Origin of the sequence: Sphingomonas sp. AOB5 (genome assembly GCF_029433115.1) — a bacterium.
Lineage (GTDB): Bacteria > Pseudomonadota > Alphaproteobacteria > Sphingomonadales > Sphingomonadaceae > Sphingomonas.
The window spans coordinates 1-17,997 of record NZ_JARNTV010000021.1 but is presented as its reverse complement, the minus strand read 5'-3'; the positions used below and the strand labels follow the sequence as shown (position 1 = coordinate 17,997).

The window sequence follows — 17,997 nt, the reverse complement described above, 5'->3', positions numbered from 1 at the left end:
ACGTGATGCTGGGTGGAATGCAGGATTTCGAGCTTCGGGTACCCCGGCTGATCGATCACGCCGCACGCGAGCATTGGGGCCGCGAGATCGTGAGCCGCTGGGCCGATGGCAGCGAGACCCGCACCACCTGGGCCGGGATCGCCCGCGATGCCAAGAAACTGGCGCAGGCGTTCGAGCGGATGGGGCTGGAGCCCGGCGATCGCGTCGCGACCCTGGGCATGAACCACAGCCGCCATCTGGTCGCCTGGTATGGCGCGATCGGGATGGGTGGGGTGATCCACACCATCAACCCGCGCCTGTTCGACGAGCAGTTGATCTATATCGCCAATCACGCCGAAGACCGCGTGCTGCTCTATGACAAGGTGTTCCAGCCGATCGTCGACCGGCTGCGCGAGAAGTGGACCAGCATCGAACATTACATCGTGTTCGACGGTGACGGGGCGAACAGCTTCGAAGCGGTGATCTCGGCCGAGGACGGCAACTACGCCTGGCACGAAGGGCCGGAGCGCGATCCGTGCATGCTGTGCTATACCAGTGGGACGACGGGTAACCCCAAGGGCGTACTCTACACCCATCGCTCGACGATGATCCATGCGCTGGCCGAGATGCAGCCGGCGGTGTTCGATCTCGACACCCGCGCGGTGGCGCTGCCGGTGGTGCCGATGTTCCATGCCGCGGCCTGGGGCCTGCCCTTTGCGGGGGCGGCTGCAGGGATCAAGTTCGTCTATTCGGCGGTCAACGATCCGGTCGTGCTGTGCGACCTGATGAACCGCGAGAAGGTGACCCATTCGGCCGGCGTGCCGACGGTGTGGCTCGCCATGTTCCAGCATATGGACGCGACCGGCGAGACGCCGAAGTATCTCCAGCTGGTCACCATCGGCGGATCGGCCGCGCCGCGCGCGATGATCGAGCGGTTGATGAAGATGGGCGTGCGGGTCAATCATGCCTGGGGCATGACCGAGACCAGCCCGATCGGCACGATGGGTGCGCGATCGCCCGACTGGGAGGATCTGACCTTCGACCAGAAGGTGGATCAGGTCTGCCGTCAGGGCCGGGTGCCATGGGGCGTCGAGCTGCGCGTGGTCGACGATGCGGGCGTGGTCCAGCCGCGCGACGGCGAAAGCTCGGGCAAGCTGCAGATCCGCGGTCCGTGGATCATCGAGCAATATTTCCAGGACGAGAGCGGTCCGGCGGTGGATGCCGACAACTGGTTCGATACCGGCGACGTCGCGGTGCTGCATCCCGATGGCACGATGCAGATCACCGATCGCGCCAAGGACGTGATCAAGTCCGGCGGCGAGTGGATCAGTTCGGTCGATCTGGAGAATTGCGCAGTCGGTTGCCCCGGCGTGGCCGAGGCGGCGGCGATCGGCGTCTATCATCCCAAATGGGACGAGCGGCCGATCCTGCTGGTGATCCGCAAGCCCGGCAGCGAGGTGACCGCCGACGAGATCCAGGCGCATCTGGCCAACCATGTCGCCAAATGGTGGCTGCCCGACGAGATCCATTTCGTCGACAGCCTGCCCCACACCGCGACCGGCAAGCTGCTGAAGACCGCGATCCGCGAGCAGTACAAGGACTTCAAGCTGGCCGCGGCCTGATCGCGCCTTGACCGCTGACTCCGGACTGGTCAGTCTGGGTTAAATGGAAACGGTGAACATCGGATCGGCGGGTGTCGAGGGCGTAACCCTTGGCGCGCGGCCGGAGGCGGTTCGCGTCAGGCCGTCCGAGACGGCGGTCGTCGTGATCGACATGCAGAACGCCTATGCCTCGCCCGGCGGCTATGTCGATCAGGCGGGGTTCGACATTTCGGGCGCGGCCGGCGTGATCGGCAAGATCGGGACGGTGCTGGAAACCGCGCGCAAGGCGGGCATCCAGATCGTCTATCTGCAGAATGGCTGGGACCCGGACTATGTCGAGGCGGGCGGGCCGGGTTCGCCCAACTGGCACAAGTCCAACGCGCTGAAGACGATGCGCAAGCGGCCCGAGCTTTCGGGTAAGCTGCTGGCGCGCGGCGGATGGGATTACGATCTGGTCGATGCGCTGAAGCCGCAGGATGGCGACATCGTGATCGGCAAGACGCGCTACTCCGCGTTCTTCAATTCGCAGCTCGACAGCGTGCTGCGGTCGCGCGGCATCCGCACCATCGTGTTCGTCGGGATCGCCACCAATGTGTGCGTCGAAAGCACGCTGCGCGACGGCTTCCACCTCGAATATTTCGGGGTGATGCTGGAGGATGCGACCCATCATCTGGGGCCGCCCGCGATGCAGGAAGCGACCGTCTACAATGTCGAGAAATTCTTCGGCTGGGTGAGCACGACTGCGGACTTCTGCGGCTCGTTCGGCCAGCTTCCCACGGAGTAAGATCATGCCTTTCGAACCGATCAATCCGCCGCAGTTCCCGACTCCGATCGCGCCCTATTCGGCGGGGGCGAAGGCCGGGAACACCGTCTATGTCTCGGGCGTGCTGGCGCTGGGCGAGGGCGGGGTGGTGCTGCATGTCGGCGATGCCGCGGCGCAGACCCGGCATGTGCTGGACGTGATCAAGATCACGCTGGAAGCCGCCGGAGCCAGCCTCGAGGATGTGGCGATGAACCATATCTTCCTGAAGGACCTGGGCGACTATGCCGCGTTCAATGCGGTCTATGCCGAGTATTTCCCCGGCGCGAAGCCGGCGCGCTATTGCATCAAGTGCGATCTGGTGAAGCCCGATTGCCTGGTCGAGATCGCCAGCGTGGCCCACCTTTCGTGACGCTGCCCGCGAGGGGGGCCTGATGCTGACTGCGGGGGGCATTTATTGGGAGGAACATGGACCGGCCGATGCGCCGGCCATGATCTTGTCCGCGGGCCTTGGCGGATCGGGCAATTACTGGCTGCCCAATGTGAAGGGGCTCGCCGAGCGTTTCCGCGTCATCCTTTACGATCATCGCGGCACCGGGCGGAGCGACCGCGCATTGCCCGACACGGTGACGGTCGATCAGATGGGCGACGATCTGCTCGAGGTGATCGATGCTTTGGGCGTGCCGTCCGCGATCATCGTCGGCCATGCCGCAGGTGGCGTTGCCGGGTTGGCGCTGGCGTTGAAGGCGCCGGAGCGCGTTACATGTCTGGTGCTGGTCAACGCCTTCTCTAAAGCCGATCCGCATTTCATCCGCTGTTTCGAGACGCGGCTTGCACTGCTGCGGAACAGTGGGCCTGAAGCCTATCTGAAGGCGCAGCCACTGTTCCTGTATCCGGCGGTATTTATCTCGCAGATGCACGAGTTCATCGCGGCCGAGGAAGCGCAGCACCTCGCGCATTTCGCCGGTGCCGAAGCCTATGAGAAGCGGATCGCCGCGCTGCTCGCCTTCGATGTCGATGCCCGCTTGGGCGAGGTCAGCGTGCCGACCGTGGCGATCGCGACCGAGGACGATATGCTGGTGCCTTATACCTGCTCCGAGCGGCTGGCCGAGGGCATAGCGGGTGCCGAATTGGCGGTGATGCGCTGGGGTGGGCACGCGTGTAATTTCACCGATACCGAGACTTTCAATCGCTTGCTGCTCGAAATCCTGGAGAACTGAATCATGCAGGTCGGCGTCTTCGTGCCCATCAACAACAATGGCTGGCTGATCAGCGAGAACGCGCCCCAGTACAAGCCGAGCTTCGACATGAACAAGGCGATCGCGCTGAAGGCCGAGGAGCATGGCCTCGATTTCCTCCTGTCGATGATCAAGCTGCGCGGGTTCGGGGGGAAGACCGAGTTCTGGGAATATGGGCTGGAGAGCTTCACGCTGATGGCGGGGCTCGCCGCGGTGACCGAAAAGATCAAGATCTACGCCACCTGCCCGACGCTGATCATCCCGCCGGCCTTTGCGGCGCGCATGTGCAACACTATCGACAGCATCAGCCATGGCCGGTTCGGACTGAACCTGATCACCGGCTGGCAGCGCCCCGAATACAGCCAGATGGGCCTGTGGCCGGGCGACGAGCATTTCCGCAATCGCTACCAGATGCTCGACGAGTACGCCCAGATCCTGCGCGAGCTGTGGGAGACCGGTCGCAGCGATCTGAAGGGCGAATATTACCAGATGGACGATTGCCTCGTCCGGCCGCAGCCGACGGGTGACATGAAGATCATCTGCGCGGGCTCGTCGGACGAGGGCCTCGCCTTCTCGGCGAAGTGGGCGGACTATGCCTTCTGCCTGGGCAAAGGTGTCAACACGCCCACTGCCTTTGCCTTCAACAACGAGCGACTGGCGGTTGCGCTGGAGAAGACCGGGCGCGACGTTTCGGTGTTTGTGCTGATCATGGTGATCGCCGCGGAGACCGACGAGGAAGCCGAGGCCAAGTGGAAGTCGTATAATGACGGTGTCGATCTGGACGCGATTGCCTGGCTCGCCAATCAGGGTGCAGCGGACAAGCACAATGCGACCACCAATGTCCGCCAGCTTGCCGCGCCCGAAGGTGCGGTGAACATCAACATGGGCACCTTGGTCGGCAGCTATGCCAAGATCGCGGCGATGCTCGACGAGATGGCCGAAGTGCCGAACACCGGCGGCGTGCTGCTGACCTTCGACGACTTTCTGGAAGGGGTGGAGAATTTCGGCACGCGCATCCAGCCGCTGATGAAGAGCCGGCAAAAGGGCTGAAGCGTGTCGGGATTTACCCTTTCGGGGTAGCAAAAGTCACAAGAGTCACACTGGCATGGCGCGCATGGACTTGTGACTCTTGGCCGGTTGGGTTTACCCCGCGGGAGAAAATTCCCGCCGAACTATTGTCATGTCAAAGAGCGGCCGGGCGGCGACGCGGCGCGCTGACTGCAGCAGCGGAAATCCTACATTGCAAGCTGTGCCGGATCGGCTTCAGGCGGCGACGCCGCCGGCTGCGGCGATGGTGCGGTTGCTGGCGCGCAGCTTGTCGCCCACCGCGCGAGCGAAGCTGCGTTCGAGTGCGGGCAACAGGTCCGGATTGGCGGTGAGATAGGCGCGCAGGGCCGGAGCGGCGATGCACCAGAAGCGTGCAGGACCGGCCAGCACCACGGTGGCGGTGGCCGGATCGCCCGCCAGCACCGTCGCTTCGCCGATCAGTTCGCCCGGGCCGCACAAGGCAACCTGGCTGGTGCCGCTGAACACCCTGGCTTCGCCGCGTGCGATGAACAGCAGCCGTTCGACCGGCTCGCCTTCGCGGGTGAGCATGTCGCCCTCCGCGCCGAACAGCCAGATGCCCTGATCGATCAGGTGGCGTGCGGCGTGGCGCGGGACGTGCGCAAGGAAGCCGGCGAGCATCGCTTCCTCTTCGTCGCTGAAACGGGCGCGGCGATTGGCGAGGAAATCATTGCCCAGCACGACCGCGCAAGCGCCGAGCAGCAGCGCCATCCAGCCGATCGCCGCCGGATCGCCGCTCCACCAGATCGCATGCGCCAGCGCGACCGCCGCGGACAGCGCGATGAAGATGCGCGGCAGCTTTCGCGACGTCACCACCGCGAGCACCAGCAATGCATAGCTCAGCTGAAGGACCAGCGATCCGCTCGAAAACATGCCCCACTCCGTTACGCGGGCATAATGGCCGAAGGCGGGGGCGACGGGAAGCGCCCTTGTCATCACTCTGTGGCGAGTTATGGTAGCGTTATCATAACGAGATAATCGCGGGAGAGGGATGATGGGCCGGATGCGGCTGTTGCTGGCGTTCGTGGCGCTTGCGCTGGGCGGGGCGGTGATGGCCCAGAGCGCGCCGGGCGAGCGCTGGGTGGCGGCATGGGCGACTTCGCCGATGGTGCCCGAGGGGCAGAATGCGCTGGCGGCCGAGGACCTAACCGACGCGACGCTGCGCCAGATCGTGCGGTTGCAGGTCGGCGGGAGCCGGGTGCGAGTGCGCTTCACCAACGCGTTCGGCACTGCGCCGCTGAAGATCTCCGCGGCGAGCATCGCGCTGGCAACGGGGCCTGCTTCGGCGAAGGTCGATCCCGCGAGCATGAAGCCGCTCAGCTTCGACGGGGCGGCGCAGGTCGTGATCCCGGCGGGGGCGGACTATTGGTCCGATCCGGTGGCGGTGCAGGCCAAGGCCGGGGCGGATGTCGCGATCTCGATCCACTATCCCGCGCCGCCCGCGCGGCAGACCGGGCATCCGGGTTCGCGTGCGACCTCGTACCTCGCCAAGGGCGACCGGACCCGCGACGCGGACTTGGCCGATGCGAAGGCGATCGATCGCTGGCACCAGCTTGCCGGGATCGAGGTGGACAATGCCAAGGCCTCGGCGGTGGTCGTGCTGGGGGACTCGATCACCGACGGCTATGGCGTGACGGCCAACAGCAACGGGCGCTGGACCGATGCGCTGCAGACGCGGCTGCGCGCGACGGGCGACCTGAGCCAGATGGCGGTGCTGAATGGCGGGATCGGCGGCAACCGGCTGCTCAATGACGGGCTGGGGCCGAATGCACTGGCGCGGTTCGATCGCGAGGTGATGACGCCGCCGGGGGTGACGCATCTGATCGTCCTTGAAGGCGTGAACGACCTCGGCACGCTGACCCGCGATGCGCCGGTGAGTGCCGACGAGCACAAGGCGCTGGTCGCGCGGATGATCGGCGCGCTGCGGCAGATGGTGTCGCGGGCGCGTGCGAAGGGGATCGTGGCGATCGGGGGGACGATCCTGCCCTATGGCGGATCGGGCTATTATCATCCCGATGCGGCCAACGAAGCCGACCGGCAGGCGGTGAATGACTGGATCCGCGCGCCGGGGAATTTCGACGCGGTGATCGATTTCGACGCGGCGATGCGCGATCCCGCGCGGCCCGCCTATCTGCGGCCGGACTATGATTCGGGCGACGGGCTGCATCCCTCGGCCGCGGGCTACAGGGCGATGGCGGACGCGGTGCCGCTCGACCTGCTGACGCCACGGGCGAAGTGGAAGGGCAAGCCGGGGCGCGTGGTGGTGCCGGCCCGCGAGCCAGCACCGATGATCGTCCTGACCTTCGACGATCTGCCCAAGCACACCATCACCCCGCCGGGCATGACGCAGGTGCAGGTGGCCGAGCAGATCGTGGGCGCGCTGAAGAAGGCAGGCGTGCTCGAGGCCTATGGCTTCATCAATGGTGCGTCGGGCGAACGCGAGCCGGATACCGCGCCCGCGCTGCGCGTGTGGCGCGATGCCGGCTATCCGCTGGGCAATCACGGGTGGAGCCATGCCGATCTGGCGAAGATCAGCGACGAGCAGTTCGCCGAGGAACTGGCGAAGAACGAGCCACTGTTGCGATCGCTGATGGGCGAGGCCGACTGGCACTGGTTCCGCTATCCGTTCCTGTCCGAAGCGGGGGCCGATCCGGCGCGGCGTGCACGCATCCGCGCGCTGCTGGGGGCGAAGGGGTACAAGGTCGCGGCGGTGACGATGGATTTCGGCGACTGGGCCTATAACGAGCCCTATGCCCGGTGCATGGCGAAGGGCGACATGGCGGCGGTTGCGACGCTGGAAGCGGCATGGCTGGCCGATGCCGAATGGAATATCGGTCGCTACCGGGCGATGGCGAAAGCGCTGTACGGGCGCGACATTCCCTATGTGCTGCTGCTCCATGCCGGGGCGTTCGACGCGCACATGCTGCCGCGCCTGCTCGAACTGTACCGCCGCCACGGCTTCCGCTTCGGCACGCTGGAGGAGGCCGGGCGCGATCCCTATTACCGGACCGAGGTGAACCCCGCGCTGGCCCCGGCGCCGCAGGGGCTGGAGGGTGCGATGCGGGAGAAAAATCTGCCGGTCCCCGCCGGATATCAAAAGCCGCCGCTGGACAGCATGTGCCGATAGGCTAACCTTCGCACGAAATGATCCGCTGGCTGGTTTGCGCGCTCGCGCTCGTCCTTTTCGCTACCCCCGCCGCAGCGCCGGCCGCCGCCGAGGCGCAGGTCGAGATTTCGGTCACCCGATCCGAGAATGGCGAGTGGATCGTCGACTACAGGTTCGGGCCGAAAGCGCCCGTGTGGTTCTTTCCGCGATCCTCGGACGACCGCAAGGGCGGTTCGTGGCGGGTGAAATCCTGGACCGTCGAGACGCCGGGCGTGACGCTGTCGCGCAGTGGCGGATATGACCGGCTGGACGGCGGCGAGAAGCCGTTGACCAGCGTCCGTATCCGCATCCGGCCCTATACCGACACCCTGCCTTCGGATTTCACGCCCGCGGTGCGATTTTCGGACGGGAGCCTCGCGTTCCTCAGCGACAATTTCATGCTGGTGCCGCTCAACAAGGGCCGGACGAACGTCGATATGCCGCGCCCCTCCACGCGGATCGCGTTCAACGATCCCGGCCGCCGCCTGCTGCTGCGCGGCAAGCAATCGATCGGGACGGTCAGCCTGCTGACCGAGAGCGGCAATACCTATGTCTATGCCGGCGATACGCCGGTGATCGAGGCGCCGAGCTTTGCCGGTGTTCTCGATGCGGGGCTGCCGGCCTGGATCCGCACCGAGATGACCGATTTCACCCCGCGGCTGCTGCAATTCTACACCGCCAAGCTCGGGCCCTCGCGGGACACCAGGCCGCTGGCGATGGTGGCGTGGAGCGGGCCGATCGAGGATGGCTGGACGCTGGGCGGGCGGGTGCTGGAAGGGATGATCATCATCCAGATTTCCGGACAGGCGGCGCGCTGGCGCGATTCGAAGAAGATCGACACGGTGCGCGAGTTCATCGGGCACGAGGCCGCGCATTTCTGGCTGGGCCGGACGGTGCGCACGAGCAGCTGGAACGAGCGCTGGATCACCGAGGGCGGCGCGGATTTCCTTGCCACCCGGGCGCTGGAGGAAATGCTGCCCGAATATGACGTGTACAACGAGTTGCGGCGGATGATGAACGAGTGCCTCGTCTCGGTCCGGCCCGGCTATTCGCTGGCCAAGGCGGGCAACACCGTGGGCAGCAACGCCTATTATGGCTGTGGCGCGATGCTGGCGCTGGCAGCGGAATATGCGACCAAGAAACGCTATCCGCAGGCCGACAGCTATGAGTTTGTCCGCAGCCTGATCCGGGCGAACCAGCGCGACGGCGAGATCACGGCAGAAGACTGGTTCGCCCATTTTCGCCTGATGTCGCGCGATGCGGCGCTGACCAACGATGTGCGGCAGTTCGTGATGCAGGGATCGCCCGATCCGCAGGCCTTTTTCCGCCGCCTGTTTCGCGCGACCGGCGTGCCGCTGGCGGTCGAGCAAATCCCGATCAAGGAACAGTTGAAGGAGTAGCGTTCTTTGAATGGGGTTCAGCAGAGCTGAACCGGTTGCGGCACCAGCCCGCTCCCCCGCCCGGCCTCCCATAGCATATCCTGTTGGGAGGCCGGGTGGGGGAGCGGGCTGGTGCCGCTTCAGCGGAGCTGAATAAGCACTAAAACAGCTCGCCCTGCGGGCCGGCGGGCGGGCGGAACAGGTCGGTGCGTACGTTGAAACGCTGTCCATCCAGCCCGTAGCGCTTTGCGGCAATGTGGAAGCGGGTGCGTAGCAGATCGGCCCAGGCGCCTTGTCCGCGGAAGCGGGTATGGAAGTTCGGATCATTGTCGCGGCCGCCGCGGATCGACTGGATGATCGACATCACCTTGCCCGCGCGATCGGGGAAGTGCTCGTCGAGCCAGGCGCGGAACAAAGGCGACACCTCATGGGGCAGGCGGACCGGCAGGTAGAAGACTGCGCGGGCGCCGGCCTGTGCCGCGCGCTCCATGATATGCTCCATCTCGTGATCGGTGATCGCGGGGATGACCGGCGACATCGAGACGAAGACGGGGATGCCGGCATCGGTCAGCTTGCGGACCGCAGCGAGGCGCTTCTCCGGATGCGGCGCGCGCGGCTCGACCGTCATCGCCACCTTGGGATCGAGCGAGGTGACCGAAAGCATCACCGCCGCCAGACCCTTTGCCGCCATCGGCGCGAGCAGATCGATGTCGCGGGTGACGCGATCGGACTTTGTGGTGATGGTCAGCGGGTGGTTGGTCTCTGCCAGCACCTCGATACAGGCGCGGGTGATCCGCCATTCCTTCTCGATCGGCTGATAGGGATCGGTATTGGTCCCGAACGCGATCGGCTGGCACACATAGCCGCGCTTCGAAAGTTCGGCGCGGAGCAGGGCAGGGGCATCGGGCTTGGCGAACAGCCGCGTCTCGAAATCGATCCCCGGCGACAGATCGTGATAGGCATGGGTGGGCCGGGCGAAGCAATAGATGCAGCCATGCTCGCACCCGCGATAGGGATTGATCGAGCGATCGAAGGATATGTCGGGCGACTGGTTTCGCGTGATGATCGTTTTCGGCTTCTCGACCGTTACGGTGGTGCGCAGCGGCGGCGGACCTTCGTCGACCGTCTCGCGATCGTCGAGCCAGTCGCCGTCCGATTCGCGCTCGGGCAGGTTGAACCGCGTGCTTTCACGGTTCAGCGTGGCGCCGCGGACGGGACGGGTTTTGGCCATTGCCAGATGCTAGGCGCGAGACTAGAACATAGCAAGAACATTGAGAGGAAAGACATGCTTCGGATCAGCTATGTGGAACTGCCGGTGAAGGATGTGGCCGCGGTTCGCGATTTCTATGCCGGTGCGTTCGGATGGGACTTCACCGATTTCGGGCCGGACTATTCGGCGACGATGAGCGGCGACACCGATCTGGGCCTGAACGGCGATCAGGAGCAGGCAACCGCGGGCATTCTGCCGCTGGTCGAGGTGAAGGCCGATCTGGAAGGCGCGCTGGAGAAGGTGGTTGCCGCGGGCGGCACGATCACCCTGCCGATCTTCCCCTATCCGGGCGGTCGGCGCTTCCATTTCAAGGATCCGCAGGGGCATGAACTGGGCGTGTTCATCAACGAGCCGGATGCGCACTGACCGGCTGCATTCGACGGATTGTAACAACGTCTCATCCTGATAGGCTGGCGCGGCAATCCGGGGGAGTAAGCATGCGTCCGTTCCGTCTCGCCGCCATCGCCGCGGCCCTGTTCATCGCGACCGGCACCGCGCAGGCGCAGGACCGCAAGCCGTGCCCGGAAGGGCTGATCTGCGCCAGCGATCCGGCGACGGTGATGCGCGCGATGGACAAGGCCGGGCTGAAGCCCAAACAGACGACCGACAAGCAGGGCGACCCGATGATCGAGAGCGACGAGGGCGCCTATCATTTCGACGTCTATTTCTATGGCTGCGAGCAGAACAAGAATTGCGATTCGCTGCGGTTCGAAGTGTCGTTCAAGAAAGAGGACGAGAACACCACGGACCTCGCGAACCGCTGGAACCGCGGCAAGCGCTTCCTCCAGGCATCGGTGCCCGAGGATGGACGCTTCGTCGCTGCCTATGACGTGGCGACGATCGGCGGGCTGACCGAACGCAACTTCGCCGATGTGCTGGACTGGTGGACCTCGATGCTGGTCGAGCTGGGCGAGTTCTTCCAGAAGGAACTGGACCTGAAGCCGAAGGCGTGAGTGACCAGCCGATACCAGCTGGACCTTCTTCGCGCCTGAAGTGGCTGCACCGGATCGGCTATGTCACCACCGCGCTGGTGCTGGCCGAAATCCTGTTCGCCGGCTTCATCTTCGGAAGCGAGTGGCTGAGGGTGCGTGCGTTTGAGCGCGAGCGGATCGAGATGACCCGCACACGGGACGGTCCGATACATGCCGATGGCCATGTGAACCGCCTGGCGGTCCGGCTTCTGTCCGGCCTGCCTGCCTTGAAAAGTCTCGGTGACGACGGTTTCCGGTTCGTGGCGATGCCCTCGTTCAACTATACGAACTATGCCGTTGCGCTGTATCTGCCCCGCAATGGCGAGCAAGCGACGGGCGTGCTGATCCTGTACGACGTCCGCGCCGATCCCGCGGAGACCAAGCGCCGTGCCTTCATCATGCCGAAAGCCGATTATGCGCGGCTGATGGCGGCGATCGACACGCTGACCGATGGCTGGGCCGGTGCTATCGATCTCTGCACCGACGGGACGCCGCTAGGGTTCGAGCGGGTGCGGGGTAGCCGGATCACGTCGGGGATCGGAAATTGCTCCGATCATTATGACCAACTGGGATCGCTGGTGTTTGAGGCACTGCGCAAAATCGTGCCCGAGGATATGCCGGACAGCGAGAACTGGCATTGGCGCGAACCCGCAGGCGAGGCGCCGTCAAACGCGGTTACGATGCCAAAACCCTAACGCTCCGTCAGTCGCGGCAGCAGTTCCACGAAATTGCACGGCCGGTGCCGGATATCGAGCTGGTCCTTCAGAATGCCGTCCCAGCCGTCCTTCACCGCGCCGGTCGAGCCGGGCAGGGCGAAGATATAGGTGCCGCGGGCCACGCACGCGGTGGCGCGGGACTGGATCGTCGAGGTGCCGATCGATTGGTAGCTGAGCCAGCGGAACAGCTCGCCGAAGCCCGGAATTTCCTTGTCCCACACGCGGGCCAAAGCCTCGGGCGTGATGTCGCGGCCGGTGACGCCGGTGCCGCCGGTGGTGAGGATCACGTCGACCGAGGGATCGTCGATCCAGGCGTGGAGCTTGCCGACGATCTGGTCGCTATCGTCGGTCACGATGGCGCGATCGGCGAGGATATGGCCGGCAACCGTCAGGCGATCGACCAACGTGTCGCCCGAGCGATCGTCGGCGAGGGTTCGCGTGTCCGATACCGTCAGCACCGCGATGCGAACGGGCTGGAAGGTGCGGCTCTCGTCGATCGGCATGCTCAGTAGGAAGACGCGCGTCCGCCGACGCGGACTGCGGTGGCACCGGGCAGGCCCGGGAAGCGTGGCCACATGCCGTCGACCAGGGCGGCGCGGCTGGTCGACTTGCGGCCCTCCTGCAGCTCGTACATCCAGTAATTGCGCAGCACGATCATCACGTAGCCGCGCGTCTCCCAGTACGGAATGCTCTCGATGTACAGCAGCGGATCGCCATTATCGCGGATCGTGCTGTTCCAGTTGGTTACCGGGGTCGGGCCGGCATTGTATGCGGCGACAACCTTGGGCAGCAGGCCGCCGGTGAAGGGCGAATCGCGCAGCTGCTCGATATAGGACTGGCCCAGCTCCATATTGGCGGAGGGGCGGGTCAGGTCGGCGCTGTTATAGGTGGTGCCGCGGCGGCGGCTGACGTCGATCGCGGCGATCGGCTTGACCTGAAGCAGGCCCACCGCGCCCGCGGCGCTGCGCACATCGGCGTTGAAGCGCGATTCCTGCAGCGTGTGGGCGTAGACGAGGTTGCGATCGACGCGCCAGCCACCGTCCGGCGTCCAGTCCGGCGCGGGATAGCGGGCCTCGACCAGCGGCTTCGCGCCGGCGGGGCCGTTGTGCGAGAGCCAGAGCTGGGTGGCGGGCAGGTTCATCCGGCCGGCAAGGCGGCTGAGCGCGGCGTGATCCTGTGCGGTGCCGAGCTTTGCCTGATGGCGCAGCACTTCGTCGGCGAGGCGGTTCTCGCCGATCTCGACCAGCGCCGCGGCGACGCGGACATTGGGGCGACGCTCGAGCGCGCGCCAGTCTTCGGAGATGCGGGTCTCGCCGCGGATCGGCTTGTCCTCGATGCCCAGCGCCTGGCGGGCGAGCAGGCCGTAGAAGGTCTCGCCATATTGCGCCGCGCCGTTCAGATGCGCCGCGACCCGCTCGGGCCGGCCGCATGCCATGTCGGCGCGCGAGGCCCAGTAGAGGCCGGCCGAGCGCAGTTCGACGTCGTTCGCTTCCTGTGCGACCGCGACGAAGGCGTCGCCTGCGCCTTCGCAATCCTTTTGGCGCCATGCGGCGAGGCCGCCGACCCAGTGAGCGGTGACGCGCCAGTCGCCGCTGCCCTGCTGGGCCTTGGTGGCGACGCGGCGGGCGTTGGCGTCGTCGCCGGCGACATAATAGACCCAGGCGACTTTCTGCTGCCATTCGGTGCGGGCGTCGTCGGTCAGGTCCGGGCTGAACCGTTCGACCAGGGCTTCGGCTGAGGCGCCGTCATCGGCCTTGATGAAAGGCTGGATCGCGAGCGCGACTTCGGTCGAGGCGCTGTCGCTGCGCACGGTGCGGACGCGCTGGCGGACGGGTGCGGCATCGAACCAGACGAGGCGGGTGGTGCTTGGCAGTGCCGGCAGATCGGTCGCGCCGCGGGTGGCGGCCATGCGGCGGACCTTATCGGCCTGGGGAAGTTCGGGCGCTTCGGCGAGGAGCTGGAGCAAAGGCGCGAGTTCGACGCGGGGCGAATTGCGGGCGGTGTAGAGTTCGGCGCGGGCGATCGCGTGGAGCGGGCCGGGCTTCATCGCATTGAGCTTGATCGTGGCGTCGGCCCAGCGGCCGGATCGGATCGCGGCGAAGACCGCGCGATAATCGGAACGCTGTTGCGCATCGAGCTGATCGGGGATGCCGTCGCCGTCGCGCTTCTTCGCGGGGGCCGGGGCCGGGGTGTCGCCGTCGCGGGTCGCGCGATCGAGCTTGGCAAGGTCGAGCGTGGCGGCAGGCGTGCTCAGATCGGCTTCGGCGACGATATTGCCGTCCCGAAGATCGGCGGCATGGGCGGCAAGCGGCGCGGCGAGCAAGCCGGCTGCCATAGCGATACGCAAACTCATTGGCTGGTTCCCCGGCTCAACAGCAACAATTGTCTCCAGGCATCGGCCTTCACTGCAGGTCGTTCCAGCAGGAAGCGCGGATGGCGGATCATGACTGCGTCTGTATTTCCACCAGAATGTTTAATGTCACGTATGCCATTTAGCGAAGCTGAACCACCGGCCGCTTCGATGACACGTTCTGCCGACTGGCCGAGGACCAGCAATTTCGCGGGCGATACCAGCGCGATGTGATGCAAAGCGAGCGAGATCAGCCGCGCTTCCTGTTCGGGCGGGATGCGGCCGCCGATCGGACGGGCGACGGCAAGCGAGGCGAGATGGACCGAGTCGCGCGACTCGCCGATCGCGGCGAGCATGCGATCGAACAGCCGGCCCGCTGCGCCGCCCAGCAATGCGGCTTCGTCGTCGGCCTCCGGCATGTCGGTGAGGATCATCAGCGTAGAGTCGGCTGGGCCAGCGGGACCCACGCGCGGGGACATCCAGTCGGCCTCCGGTGCCGCTTCGCCCAGGCGCCATTCGAGAAACGCCTCGAGTGTCTCGGGCAGTTTTTCCTCGACAGGTTCCGCTACGGCGGGCGCTGCTGCGGCCTCGCGCTTCACTACGGGCGGGGCCAGCCAGTCGCGCGGTTCGTCGGCCGCCAGCGTGTCGACGCCCGCGTCCGCCCACCATTCGAGCGCGCTCGAGACGCTGCCGCGCCAATCGGTTGTCAGTTCCGCCCCCATATGATGCCCATAGGCTCCTGCCTTGACGTCGCGGTCAATTAGGCTTCATCGGCACAGGGACAAGGCGTTGCGGATGCGCGACGAGAACAAGGCAAGCCGTCCGGAAGCGGGACGGGCAGGGAGATTGCGATGAGCGAACGGGAGTCGATGCCTTACGACGTGGTGATCGTCGGGGCCGGACCAGCGGGACTTTCGGCGGCGATTCGCCTGAAGCAGCTGGCGAACGAGACCGGGAGCGAACTGGCGGTCTGCGTGCTGGAAAAGGGCTCAGAAGTCGGCGCGCATATCCTGTCGGGCGCGGTGGTCGACCCCAAGGGGCTGGACGAGCTGATCCCGGACTGGCGCGAGCAGGGCTGTCCGCTCGCCGCGACGCCGGTGACCGAGAATCACCATTGGGTGCTGACGAAGAATGGCAAATCGTCGATGCCGGAGTTCATCACGCCGCCCTATCTGCACAACAAGGGCACCTATACCGGGTCGCTCGGCAATCTGTGCCGCTGGCTGGCGGGCAAGGCCGAGGAGCTGGGCGTCGAGATCTTCCCGGGCTTCGCCGCCGCCGAGATCCTCTACAATGACGACGGATCGGTGAAGGGTGTCGCCACCGGCGACATGGGCGTGGCGCGCGACGGCACGCACAAGGGCGATTACCAGCCGGGACTGGAACTGCACGCCAAGTATACCTTCTTTGCCGAAGGTGCGCGCGGGCACCTGACCAAGCAGCTGATCCGCCAGTTCGAGCTGGATGCGAACTCGCAGCCGCAGGTCTATGGCATCGGCATCAAGGAATTGTGGGATATCGATCCCGAGAACCATGTGCCGGGCCGGGTGATCCACACCCAGGGCTGGCCGCTGGACGACGACACCAATGGCGGCAGCTTCCTCTACCATCAGGCCGATGGGCAGGTGGCGCTCGGCTTCGTGGTGTGGCTCGACTACAAGAACCCCTATCTCTCGCCCTTCCACGAGCTGCAGCGGTGGAAGACGCATCCCGAGATCAGCAAGATCCTGAAGGGCGGCAAGCGCGTCTCGTACGGCGCGCGCGCGATCACCGATGGCGGCTGGCAGTCGGTGCCGAAGCTGGTGTTCCCGGGCGGCGCGCTGGTCGGCTGCGCGGCGGGCTTCCTCAACGTGCCGCGGATCAAGGGCAGCCATACCGCAGTGAAGAGCGGGATGATGGCGGCCGAGGCGGCGTTTGCCGCGGTTCAGGCCGGGCGGACTTCGGACGAACTGACCGCCTATCCAGAGGCTTACGAGAATAGCTGGATCTACAAGGAGCTTCGCGGCGTTCGCAACGTGGTGCCTTTGGTCAAGAAGTTCGGCGCGACCTGGGGCACGGCGTTCGCCGGCATCGCCATGTGGTGCGAGCATCTGGGCCTGCGCTGGCCGTTCACGATGAAGCACAAGCCCGACTATAGCTATATGGACCATGCCAGCAGCCACAAGCCGATCGACTATCCCAAGCCCGATGGCGTGCTGACCTTCGACCGGCTCTCTTCGGTGTTCATCTCGAACACCAATCATGAGGAGGACCAGCCGGTCCATCTGACGCTCAAGGATCCGGACGTGCCGATCCACGTCAATCTGCCGTTGTATGCGGAGCCGGCGCAGCGTTATTGTCCGGCAGGCGTGTATGAGGTGGTGGGCGAGGGCGACGACCTTCGTTTCCAGATCAACGCGCAGAATTGCGTGCACTGCAAGACGTGCGACATCAAGGACCCCAGCCAGAACATCAACTGGGTGGTGCCCGAGGGCGGAGGCGGACCCAATTACCCGAACATGTAAGAAACTGGGTATCGGCATCGCGGCGTTGCTCGCCGTGGTGCCGGCGTACGCCCAGGTCCGGGAAGCGCAGAAGGCGCCTGTCGATCCTACCGCCTATGTCCGCGCCCGCGCTGCCGATGAGCGCGGCGACGCGGCGACTGCGGTCACCGGCTATGCCGCGGCGCTGGCGGCGGCGCCCGACGATCCCGCGATTGCGCTATACGCCTATCGCCAGGCGCTGGCGGTGGGCGATTACGGGCTGGCCGACCGGGCCGAGCGGGCACTGGCCAAGAGTGACGAAGTGCCGGTCGATGCCGCGATCCTGCGTTTCTCGCTGGCGCTGAAGGCGCGCGACAAGGCCGGCATGGAAACCGCGCTGGGGCGGATGGAAAAGGGTCCGTTGGAATTCATGGTCCCGGTGCTGCGCGCCTGGGTGGCCTTCGATCGTGGCGAAGACCCGTTTCCGATCCTCGAAGCCGCCACGCGCGGCAGCCCGCTGACGCGGCGCTATGCCATCGAGAATCGCGCGCTGCTGCTGATCGCGCTGCGCCGTCCGGCCGAGGCAATGGAAGCGCTGCGGCCGATCCTTCGCCCGGCTTCGGTCAGTGATGAGTTGCGTATCGACGCGGCACTCCTGTTCGGCGCGACCGGGCGGCGGGACGAGGCGCTGGAATTGCTGGCAGGCGACCGCCCCGAAATGGCCGGGCTGCGCAGCCGGATCGGGCGCGGCGCGAAGCCGAGCGCGGCGCTGGGCGCCTCATGGCTGTTCCTCAATCTGACCGCCGATCTGGCACAGGAAGAAGCGCCGCCGCCGATCGCGATCCTGTTGTCGCGCGCGGCGCTGCTGCTCGATCCGGGCGACGATCGCGGGCGCATCTATCTGGCCGATGCCCTCTCCAAATCTGGCATGGGGAATCAGGCGCTGGGCGTGCTGGCGCAGGTTCGGCGCGACAGCCCCTTTGCCGGCAATGCCGCGGCCAGCCGCATCGCTGCGCTGAACCGCGCGGGCCGCGCACGCGAGGCGATTGCGCTCGCCAAGG

The 17,997-nt window shown here is 65.9% G+C and carries 16 protein-coding genes and 1 pseudogene; 12 read left to right on the top strand and 5 right to left on the bottom strand.

What is annotated here, in order from left to right:
• The first annotated feature begins 5 nt into the window (after positions 1-5).
• From P1X14_RS11045 to rutA, 5 genes are read left to right on the top strand one after another with little or no spacing between them, the layout of a single operon-like run.
• Complete coding sequence (locus P1X14_RS11045; protein WP_277315417.1) at positions 6-1,601, top strand: long-chain fatty acid--CoA ligase; 1,596 nt, start codon at positions 6-8, stop codon at positions 1,599-1,601.
• A 43-nt stretch (positions 1,602-1,644) separates the two neighbouring features.
• A complete protein-coding gene (rutB, locus tag P1X14_RS11040; RefSeq protein ID WP_277315416.1) occupies positions 1,645-2,364 on the top strand; it encodes a pyrimidine utilization protein B in 720 nt (239 codons plus the stop codon).
• Between the two features lie 4 nt (positions 2,365-2,368).
• Positions 2,369-2,752 (top strand): pyrimidine utilization protein C, encoded by a 384-nt coding sequence (gene rutC / locus P1X14_RS11035; RefSeq protein WP_277315415.1) that lies wholly within the window; start codon positions 2,369-2,371, stop codon positions 2,750-2,752.
• A gap of 22 nt (positions 2,753-2,774) precedes the next feature.
• Complete coding sequence (gene rutD, locus P1X14_RS11030) at positions 2,775-3,560, top strand: pyrimidine utilization protein D (RefSeq protein ID WP_277315414.1); 786 nt, start codon at positions 2,775-2,777, stop codon at positions 3,558-3,560.
• Between the two features lie 3 nt (positions 3,561-3,563).
• Positions 3,564-4,628: a pyrimidine utilization protein A gene (rutA, locus tag P1X14_RS11025; protein WP_277315413.1), complete on the top strand. Its 1,065-nt coding sequence runs from the start codon at positions 3,564-3,566 to the stop codon at positions 4,626-4,628.
• A 213-nt stretch (positions 4,629-4,841) separates the two neighbouring features.
• On the opposite strand, the gene P1X14_RS11020 is transcribed toward rutA, so the two are convergent.
• A complete protein-coding gene (locus tag P1X14_RS11020; RefSeq protein ID WP_277315412.1) occupies positions 4,842-5,579 on the bottom strand; it encodes a cyclic nucleotide-binding domain-containing protein in 738 nt (245 codons plus the stop codon).
• Positions 5,580-5,637: 58 nt separating this feature from the next.
• Between P1X14_RS11020 and P1X14_RS22100 the strand changes: the two genes are divergently transcribed.
• Both P1X14_RS22100 and P1X14_RS11005 read left to right on the top strand, forming a co-directional pair.
• Positions 5,638-7,770 carry a GDSL-type esterase/lipase family protein gene (locus P1X14_RS22100; RefSeq protein WP_346770455.1) on the top strand — a complete coding sequence of 711 codons (2,133 nt, stop codon included), beginning with the start codon at positions 5,638-5,640 and terminating at the stop codon, positions 7,768-7,770.
• A gap of 17 nt (positions 7,771-7,787) precedes the next feature.
• On the top strand, positions 7,788-9,188 hold the full coding sequence (locus tag P1X14_RS11005) for a M1 family aminopeptidase (RefSeq protein WP_277315411.1): 1,401 nt from the start codon (positions 7,788-7,790) through the stop codon (positions 9,186-9,188).
• Positions 9,189-9,327: 139 nt separating this feature from the next.
• Here the strand turns inward: P1X14_RS11005 and P1X14_RS11000 are convergent, their stop codons facing one another.
• Positions 9,328-10,398 (bottom strand): PA0069 family radical SAM protein, encoded by a 1,071-nt coding sequence (locus P1X14_RS11000; protein ID WP_277315410.1) that lies wholly within the window; start codon positions 10,396-10,398, stop codon positions 9,328-9,330.
• A 54-nt stretch (positions 10,399-10,452) separates the two neighbouring features.
• On the opposite strand from P1X14_RS11000, the gene P1X14_RS10995 reads away from it, so the two are divergent.
• The 3 genes from P1X14_RS10995 to P1X14_RS10985 all read left to right on the top strand — a co-directional run bounded on the left by P1X14_RS10995 (position 10,453) and on the right by P1X14_RS10985 (position 12,103).
• Positions 10,453-10,803, top strand: a complete 351-nt coding sequence (locus P1X14_RS10995) for a VOC family protein (RefSeq protein ID WP_277315409.1) — start codon at positions 10,453-10,455, stop codon at positions 10,801-10,803.
• A 71-nt stretch (positions 10,804-10,874) separates the two neighbouring features.
• Positions 10,875-11,390 carry a YbjN domain-containing protein gene (locus tag P1X14_RS10990; protein WP_277315408.1) on the top strand — a complete coding sequence of 172 codons (516 nt, stop codon included), beginning with the start codon at positions 10,875-10,877 and terminating at the stop codon, positions 11,388-11,390.
• The gene (locus P1X14_RS10985; protein ID WP_277315407.1) at positions 11,387-12,103 is read left to right on the top strand and encodes a hypothetical protein; all 717 of its coding nucleotides are present in this window, start codon (positions 11,387-11,389) and stop codon (positions 12,101-12,103) included. The genes P1X14_RS10990 and P1X14_RS10985 overlap by 4 nt, the downstream gene beginning before the upstream one ends.
• Here the strand turns inward: P1X14_RS10985 and moaB are convergent.
• The 3 genes from moaB to P1X14_RS10970 are packed head-to-tail and all read right to left on the bottom strand — an operon-like array spanning position 12,100 to position 15,196.
• Positions 12,100-12,627, bottom strand: coding sequence for a molybdenum cofactor biosynthesis protein B (gene moaB / locus P1X14_RS10980; RefSeq protein WP_277315406.1), 528 nt, complete (start codon positions 12,625-12,627; stop codon positions 12,100-12,102). The genes P1X14_RS10985 and moaB overlap by 4 nt on opposite strands.
• A 2-nt stretch (positions 12,628-12,629) precedes the next feature.
• On the bottom strand, positions 12,630-14,477 hold the full coding sequence (locus P1X14_RS10975; RefSeq protein ID WP_277315405.1) for a lytic transglycosylase domain-containing protein: 1,848 nt from the start codon (positions 14,475-14,477) through the stop codon (positions 12,630-12,632).
• Positions 14,474-15,196 (bottom strand): uracil-DNA glycosylase family protein, encoded by a 723-nt coding sequence (locus P1X14_RS10970; RefSeq protein WP_277315404.1) that lies wholly within the window; start codon positions 15,194-15,196, stop codon positions 14,474-14,476. Before P1X14_RS10970 ends, P1X14_RS10975 begins: the two co-directional genes overlap by 4 nt.
• Positions 15,197-15,325: 129 nt before the next feature.
• On the opposite strand from P1X14_RS10970, the gene P1X14_RS10965 reads away from it, so the two are divergent.
• Together P1X14_RS10965 and P1X14_RS10960 are read left to right on the top strand one after the other, a co-directional pair.
• Positions 15,326-16,978: an electron transfer flavoprotein-ubiquinone oxidoreductase gene (locus P1X14_RS10965; protein WP_277315403.1), complete on the top strand. Its 1,653-nt coding sequence runs from the start codon at positions 15,326-15,328 to the stop codon at positions 16,976-16,978.
• Between the two features lie 37 nt (positions 16,979-17,015).
• Positions 17,016-17,997 (top strand): annotated as a pseudogene (locus P1X14_RS10960) (hypothetical protein); the annotation flags it as partial.